17 protein-coding genes are annotated in these 19,658 nt (G+C 53.8%); 13 read left to right on the top strand and 4 right to left on the bottom strand.

Annotated elements, in window-relative coordinates; genetic code table 11:
- Positions 1-98: 98 nt before the first annotated feature.
- Entirely contained in the window at positions 99-899 is an 801-nt protein-coding gene (locus J2X14_RS17175) for a histidine phosphatase family protein (RefSeq protein ID WP_352412396.1), read from the bottom strand.
- Positions 900-1,354: 455 nt separating this feature from the next.
- A complete protein-coding gene (locus J2X14_RS17170; RefSeq protein ID WP_352412395.1) occupies positions 1,355-2,224 on the bottom strand; it encodes a nucleoside-specific channel-forming protein Tsx in 870 nt (289 codons plus the stop codon).
- A gap of 445 nt (positions 2,225-2,669) precedes the next feature.
- Here J2X14_RS17170 and J2X14_RS17165 point away from each other — a divergent pair, with 445 nt between their 5' ends.
- The 7 genes from J2X14_RS17165 (at position 2,670) to J2X14_RS17135 (ending at position 8,244) form a co-directional block, all read left to right on the top strand.
- Positions 2,670-3,251, top strand: coding sequence for a TetR family transcriptional regulator (locus tag J2X14_RS17165; RefSeq protein WP_352412394.1), 582 nt, complete (start codon positions 2,670-2,672; stop codon positions 3,249-3,251).
- Between the two features lie 12 nt (positions 3,252-3,263).
- The gene (locus J2X14_RS17160; RefSeq protein ID WP_352412393.1) at positions 3,264-3,626 is read left to right on the top strand and encodes a helix-turn-helix domain-containing protein; all 363 of its coding nucleotides are present in this window, start codon (positions 3,264-3,266) and stop codon (positions 3,624-3,626) included.
- 311 nt (positions 3,627-3,937) lie between these two features.
- Positions 3,938-4,120, top strand: a complete 183-nt coding sequence (locus J2X14_RS17155; RefSeq protein ID WP_352412392.1) for a con-10 family general stress protein — start codon at positions 3,938-3,940, stop codon at positions 4,118-4,120.
- A 323-nt stretch (positions 4,121-4,443) separates the two neighbouring features.
- Complete coding sequence (locus tag J2X14_RS17150) at positions 4,444-4,950, top strand: ferritin-like domain-containing protein (RefSeq protein WP_352412391.1); 507 nt, start codon at positions 4,444-4,446, stop codon at positions 4,948-4,950.
- Positions 4,951-5,021: 71 nt separating this feature from the next.
- A complete protein-coding gene (locus J2X14_RS17145; RefSeq protein WP_352412390.1) occupies positions 5,022-5,921 on the top strand; it encodes a manganese catalase family protein in 900 nt (299 codons plus the stop codon).
- A 104-nt stretch (positions 5,922-6,025) separates the two neighbouring features.
- A complete protein-coding gene (locus J2X14_RS17140; protein WP_352412389.1) occupies positions 6,026-6,934 on the top strand; it encodes a LysR family transcriptional regulator in 909 nt (302 codons plus the stop codon).
- Between the two features lie 92 nt (positions 6,935-7,026).
- Entirely contained in the window at positions 7,027-8,244 is a 1,218-nt protein-coding gene (locus tag J2X14_RS17135) for an MFS transporter (RefSeq protein ID WP_352412388.1), read from the top strand.
- A gap of 88 nt (positions 8,245-8,332) precedes the next feature.
- Here the strand turns inward: J2X14_RS17135 and J2X14_RS17130 are convergent, their stop codons facing one another.
- Both J2X14_RS17130 and J2X14_RS17125 read right to left on the bottom strand, forming a co-directional pair.
- The gene (locus J2X14_RS17130) at positions 8,333-10,726 is read right to left on the bottom strand and encodes a glucose/quinate/shikimate family membrane-bound PQQ-dependent dehydrogenase (protein ID WP_352412387.1); all 2,394 of its coding nucleotides are present in this window, start codon (positions 10,724-10,726) and stop codon (positions 8,333-8,335) included.
- 364 nt (positions 10,727-11,090) lie between these two features.
- The gene (locus J2X14_RS17125) at positions 11,091-11,981 is read right to left on the bottom strand and encodes a helix-turn-helix domain-containing protein (protein WP_352412386.1); all 891 of its coding nucleotides are present in this window, start codon (positions 11,979-11,981) and stop codon (positions 11,091-11,093) included.
- Positions 11,982-12,156: 175 nt separating this feature from the next.
- Here J2X14_RS17125 and yghX point away from each other — a divergent pair, with 175 nt between their 5' ends.
- The 6 genes from yghX (at position 12,157) to J2X14_RS17095 (ending at position 19,656) form a co-directional block, all read left to right on the top strand.
- Positions 12,157-13,044: a YghX family hydrolase gene (gene yghX / locus J2X14_RS17120; protein ID WP_352412385.1), complete on the top strand. Its 888-nt coding sequence runs from the start codon at positions 12,157-12,159 to the stop codon at positions 13,042-13,044.
- Positions 13,045-13,821: 777 nt separating this feature from the next.
- Positions 13,822-14,322, top strand: coding sequence for a type VI secretion system contractile sheath small subunit (gene tssB, locus J2X14_RS17115; protein ID WP_352412384.1), 501 nt, complete (start codon positions 13,822-13,824; stop codon positions 14,320-14,322).
- 33 nt (positions 14,323-14,355) lie between these two features.
- Positions 14,356-15,903, top strand: coding sequence for a type VI secretion system contractile sheath large subunit (gene tssC, locus J2X14_RS17110; protein ID WP_352412383.1), 1,548 nt, complete (start codon positions 14,356-14,358; stop codon positions 15,901-15,903).
- A 17-nt stretch (positions 15,904-15,920) separates the two neighbouring features.
- A complete protein-coding gene (gene tssK, locus J2X14_RS17105) occupies positions 15,921-17,261 on the top strand; it encodes a type VI secretion system baseplate subunit TssK (protein ID WP_352412382.1) in 1,341 nt (446 codons plus the stop codon).
- Positions 17,258-17,947, top strand: coding sequence for a type VI secretion system protein TssL, short form (tssL, locus tag J2X14_RS17100; RefSeq protein ID WP_352412381.1), 690 nt, complete (start codon positions 17,258-17,260; stop codon positions 17,945-17,947). Before tssK ends, tssL begins: the two co-directional genes overlap by 4 nt.
- Positions 17,944-19,656, top strand: coding sequence for an OmpA family protein (locus tag J2X14_RS17095; protein WP_352412380.1), 1,713 nt, complete (start codon positions 17,944-17,946; stop codon positions 19,654-19,656). Before tssL ends, J2X14_RS17095 begins: the two co-directional genes overlap by 4 nt.
- Positions 19,657-19,658: the final 2 nt, after the last annotated feature.

Genomic DNA, 19,658 nt, shown 5'->3' with positions numbered 1-19,658 from the left:
CGGTGTTGACATAAAACAGAATGCGTCAGCGAATTTGATAACAGCAAAAGGTTAAAGCTATTTATTATTACGTCAGATCGTTGTGTTAATCGGATGATTTAACGCGCAAGCGTGAGCGATCTCTTCCCCGCCTCAACATATTTCATGGTGCCAATTTCAGTAACGTCAATTTTTCCCTGATGATAAATAAGCTTTACCACGGCTGAGTTGGCTAGCGGCTTATTCTTTTGCGGATTATCGGTTAAATCAGAGATCATGATTTGCAGAGCCGTACCGGAAGAAATAGCCAAAACGTTTTTCTGCTGCGACTTCAGCGCGTGGTTAATAATGGTATGCAGCGCCGCCTGGGTTCTCTGCTTTACCTGCTGATAATTTTCCGTTATCCCGGAAGGATCGGCATGGCTAAGCGCATTCATTGACGCTTCTGCCGTTAGCGTGCCAGCCTTCATGCGCGTGAATAGTTCCTCAGGGCCGCTAAGCCCTAACTGACGTGCGGCCGCTGCGGCCATATCGCGGTTAAAACCCCCTTCAAAGCTGCCAAAGCAGGCTTCGCGCAGGCCGATTAACTCATTCAGCTGATAGTTTTTAACGCCCAGTTGTTGCACGATGATTTGCATGGTTTCGCGCTGTCGTCCGGCATCGCTGGAATAATAGCCGTCGAACGCGACTCCTTTTAATCCCGCGCCAAGATATTCAGCAACGCGCTTTCCGTCAGCGGTTAACGGCGAATCTGCCCATCCCTGCACGCGATCCAACGTGTTTAATAGCGTTTTCCCGTGTCGGGCAAACCAAATGGTTACCGACGCGTCCTGATTGTTATCAGACGCTGGCACCGTTTCTGCGCTGAAAACTGTCGCGCTGCTGAGGATTAATAATGAAGCCAACAATCCCTTTATCATCCCATTCTCCTTGCTCATCGTTGTGCAATAGATATAAAAAAACCTACCTTATTTTCCGCGCCTGACAGTGAAGTCATCACGTCGCACGAAATAAAGGTAGGTTTTGCCTGTTAAAAACAGTGACAATCCATATTTCCGCTACGCTAGCACAGCTTATTTAAAAAGCGGAGGGGAAGTTTTTTATTAAGTTAAGCATTGTGACAAAGGTCATATTTAATTCCCTTCAGTAAGTTGCGTTTTAAATAGGCGCGTTACGAATTGATTTAACCTTTATATTTAATAAGTGTGACTTAATAGGGGTGGGGGGGAACCATTTTTTAGCGGGTATATTTTATTAACAACGGGCAGGTGGGTTATTAGCGCAAAGACTATCAGAAGGGAAAGAAGAACAGCGAGAAAAGGCCATATAGCGAATAAATCGGGGGCAGAAGTCAGCAGCTTCTGCCCCGGCATGGTTAGAAGTTGTAACCCACTACCAGGTAGTAACCCCAGCCGGTAGATTTCACTTCAAACGGACCGTCGCCAAAGTTCAGGTTAGCGCCATCTGCCCACTGGCCGCCGTTATGGAAATAACGTGCCACCACCGAGTAGTGCCAGTGATCGTAGCCCAGCGCCAGAATATGGCTGGAAGCGATGGAGTTGCTGGCGCGGAAGGCGCCCGGCGTTTTATCCGCCAGATCGGAACCCCAGTCAAAGTTGGTGAAGCCGATATAGCTCAGGTTGCCGCCCCACAGGGTGGTGATCGGCAGGAAATATTTCACCTTAAAGCGATAGCCATCCCAGCTGTTTTCATTCGCGGCGCCATAGTTTTCCCACTGGTATTTGGCATAGACGTTAAGCGACAGGCCCAGTTTGGTGTGGGTGTCGATATCGGTGCCGAGGCCCATATACCAGGTGTTCTGGCGGTTATCGCTGTTACGGCCCATGTCGTAAACGTAGTTGTTGGCGAAGTACCACTCTTTAAACGGGCCGAAGCTCAGATCGGTGCCGGTCAGCTTATCAATAGAAAAGCGTGGTTCAATTTCCAAAAACAGCGGAGAACCTTTATCCCAGATGCCCTGTTGATAGCTGTTTGCCGCGCCGAAGAAATTAGGAATATCCAGGTAGCCGTAAAAATCAAACCAGTCTTTATGGGCGAAGGCTTCATATTCCAGATAAACGTCATTGTTCAGGTGCGGTCCGAAGCGGGTATGGTTGCTGCCTACTACGTTAACGCTCTGATGCCACCAGTCAGAGACGTAGGTTGCATCGTTAGTCTGCGCCTGCGAAGCAACGCTGTATGACGCTGCCAACAGCGCGCCTGCCATCAACATTTTATTTTTCATTGGTTACCACATGCTTAAAGGCCGCTCTGCTGAGTCAGAGAAGGCCGGGAATCTGTGTCCATTGCTGGACGGAAAGGTGTTGTTATATGCCACTCCGGGGAAGACGTACTCGTACGTCGCGGCAGCCCGCATAGGTTGCCTTGATCCTGCCGATAGAAAATAGATATCGCTCACGTTTGTCAAAGTTTGTTTCATTTTGGTTCAATGGTTTTGTGACGCAGATCACGATAAGACGTTGCGCGTTTAAAAAAACCGTCATAAAAGGGGTTTTCAATAGTAGGCAATCGCTTTCGTCTCAGACGCAAACGATTAGCCGAAAAAAGTGCCGTAGCGTTGCGAGCGACAAAATGTGTCAACCTGTTTTGAACGCATGTTCAGAAAAATTATTGAACGGCTGTTCAAAAACGGGCAAACTGACAGCCGTTAACTTTCACGGGACAACGGAATGGGCTATTTAAAAGCAGATGTGCGGGCAGAGCTGTTACTGAATGCCGCCATCAAAGTGATGGAAAGTGAAGGATACGCCGCGGTTACCGCACGCAAAGTGGCACAGGAGAGCGGGGCAGCGGTCGGGCATATCAACCGTCATTTCACCTCGCTGAGCCAGCTAAAATGTCAGGCTTTTCTCGCTATTGTGCATGCCAAATCGGCGGAGCATAAGGCGGCCAGCGAAGCCGTAAGCGGTATTGAAGCCGTGCTGGCGCTGTTGGGTGGCTGCGACAAAAGCACGCACGAAACTGAAATCTGGCGCGAGGTGTCAGTGTTGGCCCATCACGATCGCGCGCTGCATGAGATTTTTGTCTATGCCCTTAACCTGTGGCACACCATGCTCAGCGCTGTTATCGAACGTGATCAATTGCGGTGTCATGATACTGCGCCCGCCACCGCATGGCGTTTGATTGCGCTGGTATTAGGGCAGGATTTACTGGCGATGCACAATGTGATCGACAGCGATGAAGAAATGCTGCGCCACAATTTGCTTCATTTTATTCGGCTGGAGTTACAGTCCGATGCCGCTGCACGTTAAAGAGAGAAAATCATGAACGTAAGCGTAAGCGTGGCAAACGAAAAAGTGTTCACCTATGGCGTGATTCGTGAGCTGATGCGCTGGATTGAGAGCAATCCGCATCGGCGTATTACCGTAGATGACTGCGCGGAAAAAACCGGCTATTCAAAATGGTATCTTCAGCGTTATTTTCACGCAGTAACCGGGAAAACGCTGGCGGCTTTTTGCCGCGAAAAGCGCCTGGTCTCCTCGGCGCGCATGCTGGTTGAGGACAATGTCACCATTGAATATGTCGCCGTACAACATGGCTTTTCATCCCATGATACTTTTCATAAAACCTTTGTGCGTCACTACGGGATGACGCCCGGCGAATTCCGCCAAAAATGTCGCCAATAAACCGCAGCGATCGACAAGCAGGATCGCTGAGTGAATGACGCTGAACAACGATCATATTTCCAGCCCTTTTACCGCTACGCTTGTTAATAAAGGGCGGCTTATTTAATATTTGCATCCTATTGTAATTAAATCTTTCAAATCTGCTATTTTAACGACGCCTTGTTTTTAATTTCAATCGCTTATTACCGCTGCGTCTGATATTTGCGTTCCCCGGCTTCTCGACTAAATTTATACCCGTAGTCGCGAATATTCTTTTCCATTACTGAAGTACTGGATAAGCATATTATTTATGAATAACGAGGAGAAACACTATGACTCAGCATCGTGGTAACTCGGGTAATTTCGCCGAAGATCGAGAAAAAGCGTCCGAAGCCGGTAAAAAAGGCGGGCAGCAGAGCGGCGGTAATTTCAAAAACGACCGTGAAAAAGCCTCTGAAGCAGGCAAAAAAGGCGGTCAAAACAGCCACGGCGGCGGTCGTCCTTCCGGCAGCTAAGCGCTGAACAACTCAACTCACTCTTTTCAGCCCCCGACGCGCATTATGACGTGCGTCGGGGGTTTATTATTTTCTGGCCCTTTTAATGGGCACTAATCTGAATATCGCAGCTTTCTGCTTTATATCGCATTAACAAAAACATAACGCAAATTTTTTCGCGTTAGGGTTGTTAATTACTGTTTCGCTGCCTACGCTTTTTATGTATCGAATTTAAAATTCTCTGGACTTTTTATCAGTGAATAGTCTTGTAGAGGTAATTCTGACGTGGTGTTTGTTGAGTGCGTTGGGCTTATTTTCTGACTCATTTATCACGAGGTGAAAGTATGACTTATCAGGAAAACTATCTCAGCTGGCTGCGTGACGCGCATGCAATGGAAAAACAAGCAGAAGAAATGCTGGAAAAAATGTCTTCGCGGCTGGAGCATTATCCCGATCTGAAAGCACGTCTGCAGCAACATATTGAAGAAACACGCCAGCAACAGCAGATGCTGCAGCAAGTTATCGACCGCCAGGACACGTCCAGCTCCACCATGAAAGACATGATGGGTAAAGTGGCGGCGATGGGCCAGGCGATGGGCGGTATGTTCGCTTCTGATGAAGTGGTAAAAGGCGCCATCAGCGGCTATGTCTTCGAACAGTTCGAAATCGCCTGTTATACCTCGCTGATTGCCGCCGCTGAACTGGCGGGCGATAGCGAAGGCGCTCGCGTATTTGAGCAAATCCGCGAGCAGGAAAAAGCCATGGCTGACTGGGCGCTGAACCATCTGCCTGATGTAACCGAGCAGTTCATGGTGCGTTCCGCACAGCCAGACACCGAAGCAAAAAAATAATATAAAGCCAGCAATGGCATTTCACTGCATCGAGGTTGCCAACATTGGCAACCTCTATAGAGGAGTGAGCAATGTTTAGACATGTCAAACAGTTACAATACACGGTACGGGTAGCGGAACCGAACCCAGGGCTGGCAAATTTGCTGCTTGAGCAATTTGGCGGGCCGCAGGGCGAACTCGCTGCCGCCTGCCGTTACTTCACCCAGGGCCTTGGCGATGATGATGCCGGACGTAAAGATATGCTGTTGGATATCGCGACGGAAGAGCTGAGCCATCTTGAAATTATCGGTTCTCTGGTAGGGATGCTGAACAAAGGCGCGAAAGGCGCGCTGGCCGAAGGAACCGAACAGGAAGCTGAGCTTTACCGTTCGTTGACCGGCAACGGCAATGACAGCCATATCACCGCGCTGCTGTACGGTGGCGGGCCGCCGCTGACCAACTCGGCTGGCGTTCCCTGGACCGCCGCCTATATCGATACCATCGGTGAAGTCACGGCCGATCTACGCTCGAATATTGCCGCGGAAGCACGTGCGAAAATCATCTATGAACGTCTAATCAACCTGACGGACGATCCGGGCGTCAAAGATGCGCTGGGCTTTCTGATGACGCGTGAAGTTGCGCACCAGATCTCGTTTGAGAAAGCGCTTTATTCGATTCGTAATAATTTCCCGCCGGGCAAACTGCCGCCGATTGAGAAGTACGCTAACACCTACTTCAATATGTCAGAAGGCGGTGACGTACGCGGCAGCTGGAATTCAGATGAGAATTTCGATTACGTTGCCAATCCGCAGCCCGCAGTTGACGGCGGCGACGGCCTGGCATCGGTGATGCTGTCGGAGCAGGAAAAAGCGCTGCTCGAAACCATGGCGCTGCGTACCCGTTCTAATCCGGATATCGATCCCACTACCGGAACGGAACTTGGCTCACAGCAGTTAACGGATGACGCCCAAGCGCTGAAGCCGAAGAAGTAAGCCTCTTCTGAGCCGCCTGCGGGCGGCTCTGTTCTCTACTCTTCCCGCTGGTATTTCCCTCTCGTTTTTGTCAGGCTGTCCGTCATCTGCTGTCGGGAGCCCTTATGCAGCCGCTTGAAAATATTACCGCGATGATGGTGTTCGCCCGCGTAGTGGAAACCTTGAGTTTCACCGAGGCGGCAAAGAGTCTTGGTCTGTCAAAATCCTTTATCAGTAAAGAGATCGCCCAACTGGAGATCCGTCTTGGCGTGAAGCTGCTGGAGCGGACTACCCGGCGTATTGCAGTAACTGAAGTGGGGCGCGCCTGGTATCAGTATTGTGCGCGCGCGCTGCAGGAAGTGCAGGGTGCCGATGCCTTTATTCGCGATTATCACCAGCAGCCTGCCGGTAATCTAAGCATCATCGCGCCAGTTAATTTTGGCCGCCACTGTATCGTGCCGACGCTCAATGCCTTTGTTGCGCAGCATATTCACGTGCAGGTCGATCTTGACCTCACCGATCGGCCCGTTGACTGGCAACAGGATCGCTACGATTTGGCGATTGTCGTCGGCTCAACGCCGCCGGTGGCCGCTTTTCACCCGCTCTCGTCGATTGCATGGGGGTTATTCGCCGCCCCGGATTATCCTGCAGCGCAAGCGGCGATAAGCAATCCGCAGCAGCTGCCGCGCCATGATTATTTGCTGTTTCGCGGCGCGGCGCATACGCTCGCGCTGCCGTTTCGCCAGGGCAAACAAAAACTCAATATTGATGTTCACAGCCGCTTTCGTATCAACAACAGCGAGGCATTGCTGAGCGCAGCCATTGCCGGTGCCGGTATCGCTTATCTTCCTTGTTATATCGCGCGCGCCGCGCAACAGCAGCAGCGGCTGGTGCGTCTGCTGCCTGACTGGCAGATGGATGATTACCACAGCTACCTGATTGTCCGTCAACCCGAGCAGCCGCGCGCGCTGGTAGCAACCTTTTGTCAGCAGCTACAGGCAGCACTGGCATCCATGGATTGTTTCTCACCATAAACAAAAGCGCGCCTCTGGAGAACTTTCTTGCTTACCGTCGGGATAGTGGCTGCGGCTTGTTAGCATAGCTGCCTGACGATAAGGAGAAAAAGATGAGCACCTGGCAACAGCAAGGGATCGATCCGGCACCCTACTGGCGACGCAATTTATGGGTTTGCATGGCAGGCTCCTTTACCACGCTGGTGGCAATGACGCTGCTGCTGCCTTTCCTGCCGCTCTATGTAGCGGAGCTGGGCGTGAGCGATCCGGCGGCCATCGCCCGCTGGTCAGGCCTCGCCTACGGCGCCACCTTTTTTACCGCCGCGCTGACCGCGCCGCTCTGGGGCAGACTGGCGGATCGCTACGGGCGCAAACTGATGTTGATCCGCGCCAGCCTGGGGATGGCGGTGGCGATGTCGCTGATCGGCATGGCGGATGCGCCCTGGCAGCTGGTGGCGCTGCGTCTGCTGGCGGGCTTATTGGGCGGCTATGCTTCCGGCTCGACCATTCTTGTCGCCGCGCAAACGCCAAAGGCCCATCTCGGCTGGGCGCTCGGCATGCTTTCCGCCGGGATTATGGCGGGCAACGTGGCCGGGCCGTTAATCGGCGGCTTGTTACCGCCGCTCATTGGCATCCGTGCCACCTTCTGGCTGGCGGGAGCGGTAATCTTTTGCGCCTTCCTCGCCACCTGCCTGTTACTGAAGGAAGCGCCACCGCCAAAGGCGCAGCCGCGTGCCCATGCAGCCATCAGGCTTAGCCTGCGCAGCGGTATTTTGCCGCTGATGCTGTTGACCGGCATGCTGCTGATTTTTGCCAATATGTCGATAGAACCCATTATCACGCTGTATGTCGCGCAGTTTGTTCCTCAGGCAGACCGTATCGCGCCGGTGGCTGGTGTGGTGATGTCCGCTGCGGCGCTGGGCAGCATTATTTCAGCGGCCTGGCTGGGCAAACTGGCGGATCGCGTGGGTCACTGGCCGGTGCTGACCGGCGGACTTTTAGCCGCTGCGCTATTACTGATCCCGCAGGCATTTATTACCAGCGCCTGGCAGCTGGTCGCGCTGCGCTTTTTCATGGGCATGGCGCTCGGCGGATTATTGCCCTGTATTGCCAGCCTGATACGTCATCACGTTGCTCATCAGCAGGTGGGCAGGGCGCTGGGCTGGTCCACTTCAGCGCAATATGTCGGCCAGGTGTGCGGCCCGCTGTTTGGCGGCATGGTCGGTGGCTGGCTGGGTATGCGAATGGTGTTTCTTGCTACGGCGGTGATGATGGCGGCAGGCACGCTGTATAACCTTTATCAAATGCGCAGAGCAGGAGAGAAACCCTGAGCCGGGGTGTGGCAGCCGGTCGCGCGGCTTATCTGTCAGGCATAAAAAAACCCCGCCTTAGCGGGGTTTGTCAGCGTTGCAGGTCAGATTATTTCTGATCCGGCAGCGCGTAAGCAACGATGTAATCGCCCATTTTGGTGCCAAAAGAGCCATGGCCACCGGCAGAAATCACTACATACTGCTTGCCGTTAGCTTCATAGGTCATCGGCGTTGCCTGACCACCCGCTGGCAGACGACCTTCCCACAGCTTCTCACCGGTATTGGTGCTGAAAGCGCGCAGGTAGTTATCCGCCGTGGCTGCGATAAAGAATACGTGACCCGCCGTGGTTACCGGGCCGCCCAGCATCGGCATACCCATTTTGAACGGCAGAGGAACCGGTGCGCTATCGCGAACGGTACCGATACGTTTTTTCCATACCACTTCGTTGGTTTTCAGATCCAGCGCAGAGACATAGCCCCATGCTGGCTGTTTGCACGGCAGACCAAACGGCGAGAGGAACGGATTCAGTTCCACGCCAAAGGGTACGCCATACTGCGGCTGGATACCGGTTTCGGTGCCTGAACCGCCCGCAGCGCCTTCTGGCGGCTCTATCGGGTTGCCTGGGCCACGCGGAATCAGTTTAGAAACAAACGGCAGCGCCATCGGGTTAGCAATCGCGATCTGACGGTTGGTATCTACGGCGATACCGCCCCATTCAAACATGCCGAGGTTACCCGGGAACACCAGGGTGCCCTGCTCAGACGGCGGCGTGAACGGACCTTCATAACGCAGACGATGGAAGATAACGCGGCACACCAGCTGATCGAACATGGTGGCGCCCCACATATCTTTGCCCGCCAGATGCTCTTTCGGACGGAACGTCAGCTCTGAATAAGGCTGAGTCGGCGACAGACGATCGCCTTTTGCCGGGCCTTGCGGAACCGGGGTTTCCGGCGCAGGCACAACCAGCTTACCGTTGCGACGATCCAGCACAAAGATGTTACCGGTTTTCGCTGGCACATAGATAACCGGCACGGTATTGCCATCTTTATCGGTAATATCAGCCAGCGTCGGCTGCGCAGGCACATCCATATCCCACAGATCGTGGTGGACAGTCTGGTAGGCCCATACTTCTTTACCCGTGGTCGCGTTCAGCGCCAGCAGGGTATTGCCGTAATGTTCTTGTTCCGGCGTACGGTTACCGCCCCAGATGTCCGGCGTGGAAACGCCCATCGGCAGGTAAACGATATCCAGCTTGGCATCATAGGAAGCCGGTGCCCAAGCGTTAGGCGAGTTCGGTACAAAGCTTTGACCATCTGCCGGAATAGCATTTGGATCTTTCGCGCCCGGATCGAACGCCCACAGCAGCGCGCCGGTATTGATGTCAAAGCCGCGAATCGCGCCTGACGGCTCGTGCGTTGAGTAGTTATCGGTTACCGCGCCCGCAATCACAATGACTTTGTCAGTAATGATCGGCGGAGAGGTCGGCTCATAGGCACCCGGCGTGGTAACCGGCTGTTTGTGCTGCAGGTTCAGCTCGCCATTGTTGGCGAAATCCGGGCAGCGTTCACCGGTTTCCGCATCCAGCGCAAACAGACGACCGTCGTTGACCGGCAGGATGATGCGGCGTGCGCACAGCGCAGGGGCAGCAGCACTGGCATCAGCTGCGGCAGGGGTTTCATGATAAGAAACGCCACGGCAGGTAACGTGCTGGAAAGTCGGATCCGTCTTCAGCTCCGGATCAAATTTCCACTTCTCTTTACCGGTGGTAGCATCCAGCGCAAACAGAATCTGGTGCGCGGTACACAGGTAAAGCGTGTCGCGAACTTTAATCGGTGTGACTTCGTTGGTGATTTCACCTGGATCGCTCGACCTTTTCACATCGCCGGTACGGAAAGTCCAGGCAACCTGCAGATCTTTGACGTTTTTCTCGTTGATTTGCGTCAGCGGAGAATAACGGGTGCCAGCCTGATCGCGGCCATACGCTGGCCAGTCGCCCGGTGGGATAGTGCTGTCAGCCGCAGCCGGTGCGGTTTGTTGCGCCGTTGGCAACGTGCCGTTGATCTCTTGCGGGTCGTTAAATACGGCCCAGGCCAGCACGATAACGCTGACAACCAGGCTCACGCCCATCAGGGAAGCGCCTGCTTTGCCGCCATGCGCAGGCGTAATGCCGCGATAAACAAACGGCAGCAGCAGCCAGATACCGAAAATAACCCAAACGTCCGTACGCGGCGCCAGCGCCCAGAAGTCGAAACCCGCTTCCCATACTGACCAGATTATTGTACCGAGCAGCAGCAGGGCGTAGACCACCAGCGCTGCGCTGTGACGACGATATAGCAGGAATGCCGTGACCAGCATCGCGATGCCGCTGATAACATAGTACCAGCTGCCGCCGATTGTTGAGAGCCACAGCCCGCCAACCAGTAAATACGCGCCGCAAAGCAATGCGAATAATACGGTGAGAAGCCGTATCACGCGTGAAGGTGAGGAGTCTTTCCCCATAATGTAGACCTCTTGAGTGTTGCCATAAACCTAAGTAAACAACCAGCCTGGTTGCGTACCAGCAGATAAAGTACGGGTGTTCAGTGTTCCTGATAGCGCTCTTCTGTGAGCTAAATGTTCCTGATGCGTTAAATTTTATATGAATAAGCGTTAAAAGTTCCGACTTTTTGGCAGGAATTATTCTTCACTGCATTTTATATAGCAGCTGTTAACGATCTTTGGGCAGAAATTAACCCGGTATCGACGTTCAGCGCGCAGAAAAAATGAACATAATTCGCTTGATTATTACGCGCTGCCTGCTACGTGCGCCTATGATGAAGAAATAAATAAAGCCTGACGGCCGCGTTAACGGATAACGCCTTTTCTAAGAGGCGAGCGGGGCCGTATTTGGCAGATGGAAATTAACCGGAATAAACAAATAGCCTGTCAGCTGTTCGCTGCTGCAATGGGGCAGATCGAGCGTCAGAAAATCCTGACCGGGACGGCGCGCCAGGCCTGGTTGCGCCAGGTGATGATAATAGGCATCGATAATAAAACCACTGAAATTACAGGGATCTATTTGCAGGGCCAGTTTCAGCCATAAACCGCCGGGCAAAATATCACGCTGGGCCTGTAAGGAATATTCACCCTCCCGCTGTTCCAGACCGCGCATAAGGCTAACCGTATGATATTCTTTGCGCTGTGCGCAGGGTGTAAACTGCAGCGTGATATAACCCTGTTCACGGCTTCCCTTATTATCGCGAATAAAATCGGACAAATAGTGCTGCAGAATTTGCTGTTTATCTTCAACAAAGTCACCGTATAAACATTCGTAGCGGTGGCTTTCGCCATATATAACCCGATCGGGTAACGTCACCAGTTCCGGCAGGCGCGTCTCTTGTTGCAGGGGATTAAATCGGCTGTGGAACGCCGCAGTATTAAGCTCATCAGCGTAACGATAAGCATGGGGCGTCAAAGCAAAATGATGCCGAAATGCGCGGGTGAAATTTTGCTGCGTATCGAAGCCATAGCGTATGGCAATATCAATTAAAGAGAGGCGCGTTAAGCGCAGCGCCATCGCGGATTTGGTAAGACGTCTTTTGCGCGCATAAGTGGCAACGGTTTGCCCGGTCATCTCTTTAAACAGCCGCTGCATATGCCATTTTGAATAGCCTGACTTTTGCGCAATAGTATCGATATTAAGCTCTTCCGTCAGGTTATCTTCGATCCACGCAATCAGATCTGCGATGTATTGCGTTTTTTGCGTCTCGCCCATTTGCCTACCCAGAAAGTAACGATCGTTATAGTTTTGTTAGATACAGTTTTCAGGGGTATTAATTTAGCAATTTTCGGCGTAACAAAATGTAGCTCAGTGTAAGTAATAAATAACGCTTCTTTTTTGCTTCCCGGCTGTTTACATTGTGAACAAAACCCGTTGCGAGGAGTTGGTAATGGCACGTTTGACCGCAGAAGATTTTCCGCAGGAGTTGCTGGAGCTTTACGATCATTACGCCCATGGCATGCTGAGCAAGCGTGAGTTTCTGGCGCAGGCGGCAAAATATACTATTGGTGGCCTGACGGCCGTCAGCCTGCTTTCGATGCTCAGCCCGAATTACGCGCTGGCGGAGCAGGTGGAATTTACCGATCCCGATATCCATGCTGAGTATCTCACTTACCCTTCACCCAACGGGCATCAGTCGGTAAGAGGCTATTTTGTCCGGCCCGCGGCTATCCAGACGAAAACCGCAGCGGTGGTGGTGGTGCATGAAAACCGTGGTTTGAACCCTTATATTGAAGATGTCGCCCGGCGCGTGGCAAAAGCCGGTTTTATTGCGCTGGCGCCCGATGGATTAAGTTCAGTTGGCGGCTATCCGGGCAATGATGACAAAGGGCGCGAGCTGCAACAGCAGGTCGATCAAACTAAGCTAATGAACGACTTTTTCGCGGCCGTAGAGTTTTTAATGCGGCATCCGCAGAGCACCGGCAAGGTGGGCATTACCGGTTTCTGCTATGGCGGCGGCGTGGCGAATGCGGCCGCAGTGGCTTATCCCGAACTGGCGGCGGCGGTGCCTTTTTATGGTCGCCAGGCACCGGTAGAAGAGGTGGCGCGCATTCAGGCGCCGCTGCTGCTGCACTATGCGGAGCTGGATACGCGCATCAACGAGGGCTGGCCCGCCTATGAAGCCGCGTTAAAAGCGGCCGGAAAGCACTATGAAGCCTGGATCTATCCCGGCGTGAATCACGGTTTTCATAATGATTCCACGCCGCGTTACGATCGCAAGGCGGCGGAACTGGCCTGGGATCGCACTATCGCCTGGTTTCGGCGCTATCTGGTTTAAACGCCCGTTGAGTTTACTGGCACACTAACACGCATGGTTGCCTGTTTACGCTTGCAGGCAACGTCGTCTTTAGCCGCAGCGTTATAAAACCTTTCGATTCCCCCCGCTTTGCGCAATCTGGACGGCTATTGTGGCTGGTCGCGCTCACTTCCCGACACCTGAGATTTATATAGCACTGGCACAGGTATGAGACATATATGAAGTCCCGTCGCGACATTTCTTTTTTTGAGGGAAATATTAAATCTTATTCAAGTGAATAATAAAAATAGGTAAAGGCCCAGACATATTGTTAGTTTTTCACATAGACGATCACCTTCTGCCTCTCATTTTTGATAAAAGTACCAAAACAGATATTTCACCTGACTGACGGGATTTTGTACAAATCTATTGCCTGAGTTAAATTGATCGTTTACTGCACATCCTTATTCCATAAGGTCTGAAGGGCATTTGCAGGAAAAGTCTTATAAATCATTAGGATGGTATTTAATTGTTAAATGAATTAAATGTAAAATTTTGTTACAAAGTTTCATTTCCGATCGAGTAGGGTAGGTTTCTACACTCCGTCTATTGGGCCTTATTTGAATTTTTTTATTTCAGATAAATACTCAAAAGTACAGTGTCGATATGCTGGTGAATGGAATGCGCTCGCTTTTAACTCTGGAATGTTAATTCTCGTCGGAAGATATGAACCTGGACGTTGTTTTGGCAAGGTAAGCCTTCTTATTAATTTCTCACTGGCATTGACCGTTTCTATTACTCCATAGAACAGGGACAGCCATGTCTAACTCTTCCTTTCAGTCAGAAATACCCAAGGCACGTATTAATTTAAAGCTTGATTTGCATACGGGCGGGGCGAGCAAGAAAACCGAGCTCCCTTTGAAATTACTGGTTGCGGGTGATTTCAGCAATGGCCAGCAGACAGCCCCCCTGTTTGAGCGCAAAAAAGTTAATCTGAACAAAAATAACTTTAATGCCGTGCTTTCCGAATATTCCCCAAAAGTAAATCTCACCGTTAAAAATACGCTGGCTGATGACGGCAGCGAAAACAACATCACTTTGACATTCCAGAGCATAAAGGATTTCACCCCGGAGCAGGTCTCCCGCCAAATACCTCAGCTGAAAGCGATGCTTTCCATGCGTAATTTGCTGCGCGATTTAAAAGCGAATCTGCTGGATAACCAGGCTTTCAGAAAAGAGCTGGAAAAAATCCTGCTCGACCCGGCGTTAAGCGCAGAACTCAAGGCCGAACTCTCCGCCCTGGCCCCGAAACAGCCATAACGGTCGCGATAATTTAACGGATTAATAAGGAAGATGCTGATGTCGGTAAAAAATGAACATGCCGCGGGCGGCGAGAGTGTGGTGCTTGAACGTCCGGCTTCAGGTGGGGTTTATGCGTCCCTGTTTGAAAAAATCAACCTGAGCCCGGTCTCTGAGCTGAGTGCGCTGGATATCTGGCAGGACGCGCAGGCAATGTCGGATGCGACCGCAGATGAACGTTTAACGGCGGGCATGCAGGTGTTTCTCGAATGCCTGACAAAATCGGGTTCAAAAGTTGAAAAACTCGACAAAAACCTGATTGACCATCATATCGCGGAGCTGGATCACCAGATCAGCCTTCAGCTTGATGCGGTCATGCATCATGCAGATTTTCAGGCGGTAGAAAGTCTGTGGCGCGGCGTGAAATCCCTGGTCGATAAAACCGATTTCCGCCAGAACGTGAAGGTTGAACTGCTGGATATCGCCAAAGAAGACCTGCGTCAGGATTTCGAAGACAGCCCGGAAATTATCCAGAGTGGGCTGTATAAACATACCTATATTGATGAGTATGACACGCCGGGTGGCGAGCCAATTGCCGCGCTGATTTCCGCCTGGGAGTTTGATGCCTCTGCGCAGGATGTTGCCCTGTTGCGCAATATTTCGAAAGTCTCTGCTGCCGCGCATATGCCGTTTATCGGCGCTGTCGGCCCGCAATTCTTCCTCAAGGACTCGATGGAGGAGGTGGCGGCCATCAAGGATATCGGTAACTACTTTGACCGCGCCGAGTACATCAAGTGGAAATCTTTCCGCGAGACGGACGATTCGCGCTATATCGGTCTGGTGATGCCGCGTGTACTCGGCCGCTTGCCGTATGGTCCGGACACCGTACCGGTACGCAGCTTTAACTATGTTGAAGAAGTGAAAGGGCCGGATCACGAAAAATACCTGTGGACCAACGCCTCGTTCGCTTTTGCAGCCAATATGGTGCGCAGCTTTATCAACAACGGCTGGTGTGTGCAGATCCGTGGCCCGCAGGCGGGGGGTGCCGTCCAGGATCTGCCCATCCATCTGTACGATCTGGGTACCGGCAATCAGGTGAAGATCCCGTCTGAAGTGATGATCCCGGAAACACGCGAGTTTGAATTTGCCAATCTGGGATTCATTCCCTTGTCCTACTATCGCAACCGCGACTATGCCTGCTTCTTCTCGGCGAACTCGACCCAAAAACCGGCCCTGTACGATACAGCAGATGCGACCGCAAACAGCCGCATCAATGCCCGTCTGCCGTACATCTTCCTGCTGTCACGCATCGCGCACTACCTGAAGCTGATCCAGCGTGAAAACATCGGCACCACCAAAGACCGTCGCCTGCTGGAACTTGAGCTAAACACCTGGGTTCGCGGTCTGGTAACTGAAATGACCGATCCGGGCGACGAGCTGCAGGCGTCTCACCCGCTGCGTGATGCGAAAGTGATTGTGGAAGACATCGAAGACAATCCGGGCTTTTTCCGTGTCCGACTGTTCGCCATCCCGCACTTCCAGGTGGAAGGGATGGACGTCAACCTGTCACTGGTTTCTCAGATGCCGAAAGCGAAATCGTAACGTAAGGCAGGAAGCCGATGAAAACGGAGCAACCGTTATGGGGAAGGGGCGTTATGGTCTCTCCTCAGCACTTCCAGCAACAGGTCGCGTATGCGGCCTGGTCTGCCGAAAGTATCGCTCGGATGGGGTTATCACAGCCCTGGGGCGTGATAAATGTCGCTTTTGAAACACAAACGCTGAAGCTGGGCCGTCTGCAGGCCCGCCATTTGCATCTTCGTTTCCCGGACGGGACGCTTATCGACACGGATAATGCTGACGACCTGCCACCGGCGCTGACGCTTGGCAGTGAATCACAGGACGTGGCGGTGGTGCTGGCCCTTCCGCTGCTGCGGGCGAATGGCGGTAACTGCCTTAAACCCGATGAGGTGGCCGAGCGCCCTGTTCGCTATCGTCAGCGCTGGCGCGATGTGCGCAATATGTTCGGCGATGATACCCGCCAGATTGCGGTAATGCAGCCAGAGCTGACGCTGCGCTTTGCCCATCAGAACAACAGCGATTACCTGACCTGTCCGGTCGCCCGCCTGAAGCAGGATTCGCAGGGGGCGTGGCAACTCGATGAGACGTTTCTCCCTCCGCTTCTGACCATCCAGGGTAGCCGCTGGCTGATGACCCAGTTAGAACAGTTGATGACCCAGCTGCGTACCCGTTTAAGCCGTCTAATGGCGATGCGCCGTGAAAGTAATGAGCGCATGGCTGATTTTGCTGTGGCCGACGTATCCCTGTTTTGGCTGCTCAATGCGCTGAACAGCGCCGAGCCAGTGCTCGGGCAGTTTCAGCACCACCCGCAAAATCCGCCTGAGCGTCTCTACCCGGAGTTGGCGCGGCTTGCGGGCAGTTTGCTGACCTTCTCGCTGGAGCACCAGGTGAGTGCTATTCCGGCCTGGCAGCATGAGCAACTGAATAACGTCTTCCCGCCGCTGTTTGATTTACTGGGCGACCTGCTGGAAGCCAGCCTGCCGTCGCGGGTGGTGGCGATTGAGCTTGAGCATGATGCCCGACTTCACTTCTGGCAGGCGCGTCTGCATGACCCACGTCTGCGCGAGGGGGCTGATTACTATCTCTCCGTGTGTTCACCTATGCCGGTGGCCCAGCTGCAGGAACAGTTCCCGCGCCAGTGCAAGGTCGGCAGCCCCGATCATGTCAGAAGTATCGTCAATTCATCGCGGGTGGGCGTTCCTCTGACGCCATTGCGCCATGTACCGGCAGCCATTCCACTGCGTCTGGAAAACCAGTATTTCAGCCTTGATGTTTCTCATCCTCTGGTCACCGAAATGCTCCAGAGCGGCACCTGTATGTTTTACGTTCCGGGCATGCTCGGCGAGCCAGAACTTGAACTCTTTGCGGTACTGAGAACATGAGTGAGCGTAAACGCGGCGCTGCCGCGTCCATTGATATTGATGCCCTGCTGCAGGACACGTGGCTGCAAGCGATCAGCCTGCGTCACGGCCCGCAGTTTCAGGAAGGCCAGGGCCGAATTCTGTGGGAGCGCTGTATTGCTGATGTGGCGCGCGTGCAGCGTGAGCTGAAAGCCAGCGGACTCGATGAAGCCAGCTGCCAGCATATTCTCACGGCACAGTGCGCGCTGCTCGATGAGGCGGTCAAAGGTCGCGGTGTGGAGGATGACGCCTGTGTACAGTGGTATGACATTCCGCTACAGGGACATTTTCTCGGCACCATGGACGCCGGTGATACGCTGTGCGATCGGATGCGCGATGTACTGCATGAACCGGCTCCTGACCATGCCGTCGTGACCTGCTTCCAGCGGGTCATGATGCTGGGGTTCCTCGGCAGTTTCCGCGCCCTGAACGATCCGGAGCGCCAGAAACTTGTCAACGCCCTCAGTGAACATGCCACGCCGTTCAGCTATCCACAAACCTATCCGGTACTGGCGGAAAGCCGCGCCGGGCGCAGAATGGGCGATTGGCTGGCGTCATGGCCGGTACGTATTGGCCTGAGCGTGATGGTGGTCGCCGCACTCTGGTGGGGACTGGATCACTGGTTGGATCAGATGCTGCTAACCCTGTTGCCGGGAGTGGTGAAATGAGTCCTGCACAACAGCGCGGGCTTGCGCTGTGGGCCGCCCTGCTGAGTGGCGTCGTCTGCCTGGGGTTCCTGCCGCTCTCCCGACTGGTTTCGGTAGGCGTGCTGTTGATGCTGCTGGGGCTTATCCTGACGTTCTGGACTGTCGCCAGTCGTCGTGCGCAGCACGATGTCACCCTGTGTCTGGATTCCCTCCCGGAAGCCACTTACCGTCAGCCCGTGGTGCTGGTCTGTGGCGATCTGCCGCTGACATGTATGCAGCCGTCACCGGTGCTCACTGTCACGCAGGGTTGCTGGATCCACGTAAAGGATCATCAGGATCTGGAGCAGGCAGCCCGCCAGGTTCTGTGGTTGCGACCTGACTGGGGGCGTCAGCTGTCGGTGATGGTCAGTGTCTGCCCGCAGAAACACGCCGACAGCGAGCGCCTGACCCGTCGCCTGCTGGCCCTGCGCTGGCAAATCAGCCAGCTGCGTAAAGAAACCGGTCATGCTGTGCCGCTGGTTCTGAATGGTCAGGTTGGCAGCGCGCTGGCGAAAGAGACGCTCTGGCAGGCGGCTATCCCGGGGGAAGGGGTAAAGGTCTGGTGTGAGTCTTCAGCACCGAGCTCAATCGCTGCATGGGTCGCCACCGGTGGGTCGCCTGCGATGCAGCAACAGGTGCTGATGAACAGCCTGATGAACTGGTTCCATCAGCACGTCAACGCTGTCTTTATGGATGAGAACCCCGATATTCCTGTTATTGCGCCTGGTGCAGTGCTGTGGGGAATAGGCCCGATCCTTGCCGGAACGCTGACCACATCGACCTGGACGGCCTGGCTTTCCCGTCACACTGCGATGCAGCAGGTGGCGGGCTGGCAGCCGGTAGCAACGAACAGTACGGTTATTTCCCCCTTCCCGGATTTTATCCTGCCGCTGCTGCCGGAAGGGCGAGGCCTGACGCCGCGTGGGCGAGCCTTCCGTTGTGCGCTCGGGATCTTCACACTGGCGGCGATAGCTGCGCTGCTCAGCAGTGGCTGGAACAATCGCCAGCTGTTGCAGCGTGTGAGCTTCGATATTACCCGCTATGACCGTATCCCAATGCATGATTTCGGACCAAAAGCCGACGCCGTTGCCGTGCTGCGTGACGATGCGGCAGAGCTGGACGACTACGCGCGCAATGGCGTACCGGCCCGGATGAGCCTCGGTCTGTATCAGGGTGAGCGTCTGCGAATGCCTGTGCTGGATGCGATCCGCTCCTGGGCGCCCCCACCGCCGCCGCCAAAACCGCAGCCGAAACCCAAACCGCTACCGAAAATTGTCCGTCTCGACAGCATGTCGCTGTTCGATTCTGGCAAATCGGCGTTGAAATCCGGCTCCACCAAATGGCTGGTGAATTCGCTGGTCGGCGTTAAGGCGAAACCGGGCTGGCTGATTGTCGTGTCCGGCCATACCGATAACACCGGTAACCCGCAACGCAACCAGACGCTGTCCCTGAAACGTGCCGCAGCGGTGCGCGACTGGATGCGTGACACCGGTGATGTGCCGGAAAGCTGCTTTGCGGTGCAGGGCTATGGCGCAAGCCGCCCTGTCGCAACCAACGACACGCCGGAGGGCCGTGCGCTTAACCGCCGTGTCGAAATCAGTCTGGTACCGCAGGCCAGTGCCTGTCAGCTACCCGGCAATCCCAAAGCGTTATCGCAGGATGATGACGTATCACAACACAATGGAGAGTAATT

The sequence above is a fragment of the Mixta sp. BE291 genome, assembly GCF_031457955.1.
Lineage (GTDB): Bacteria > Pseudomonadota > Gammaproteobacteria > Enterobacterales > Enterobacteriaceae > Mixta.
This window is presented reverse-complemented; position numbering and strand designations above follow the sequence as displayed.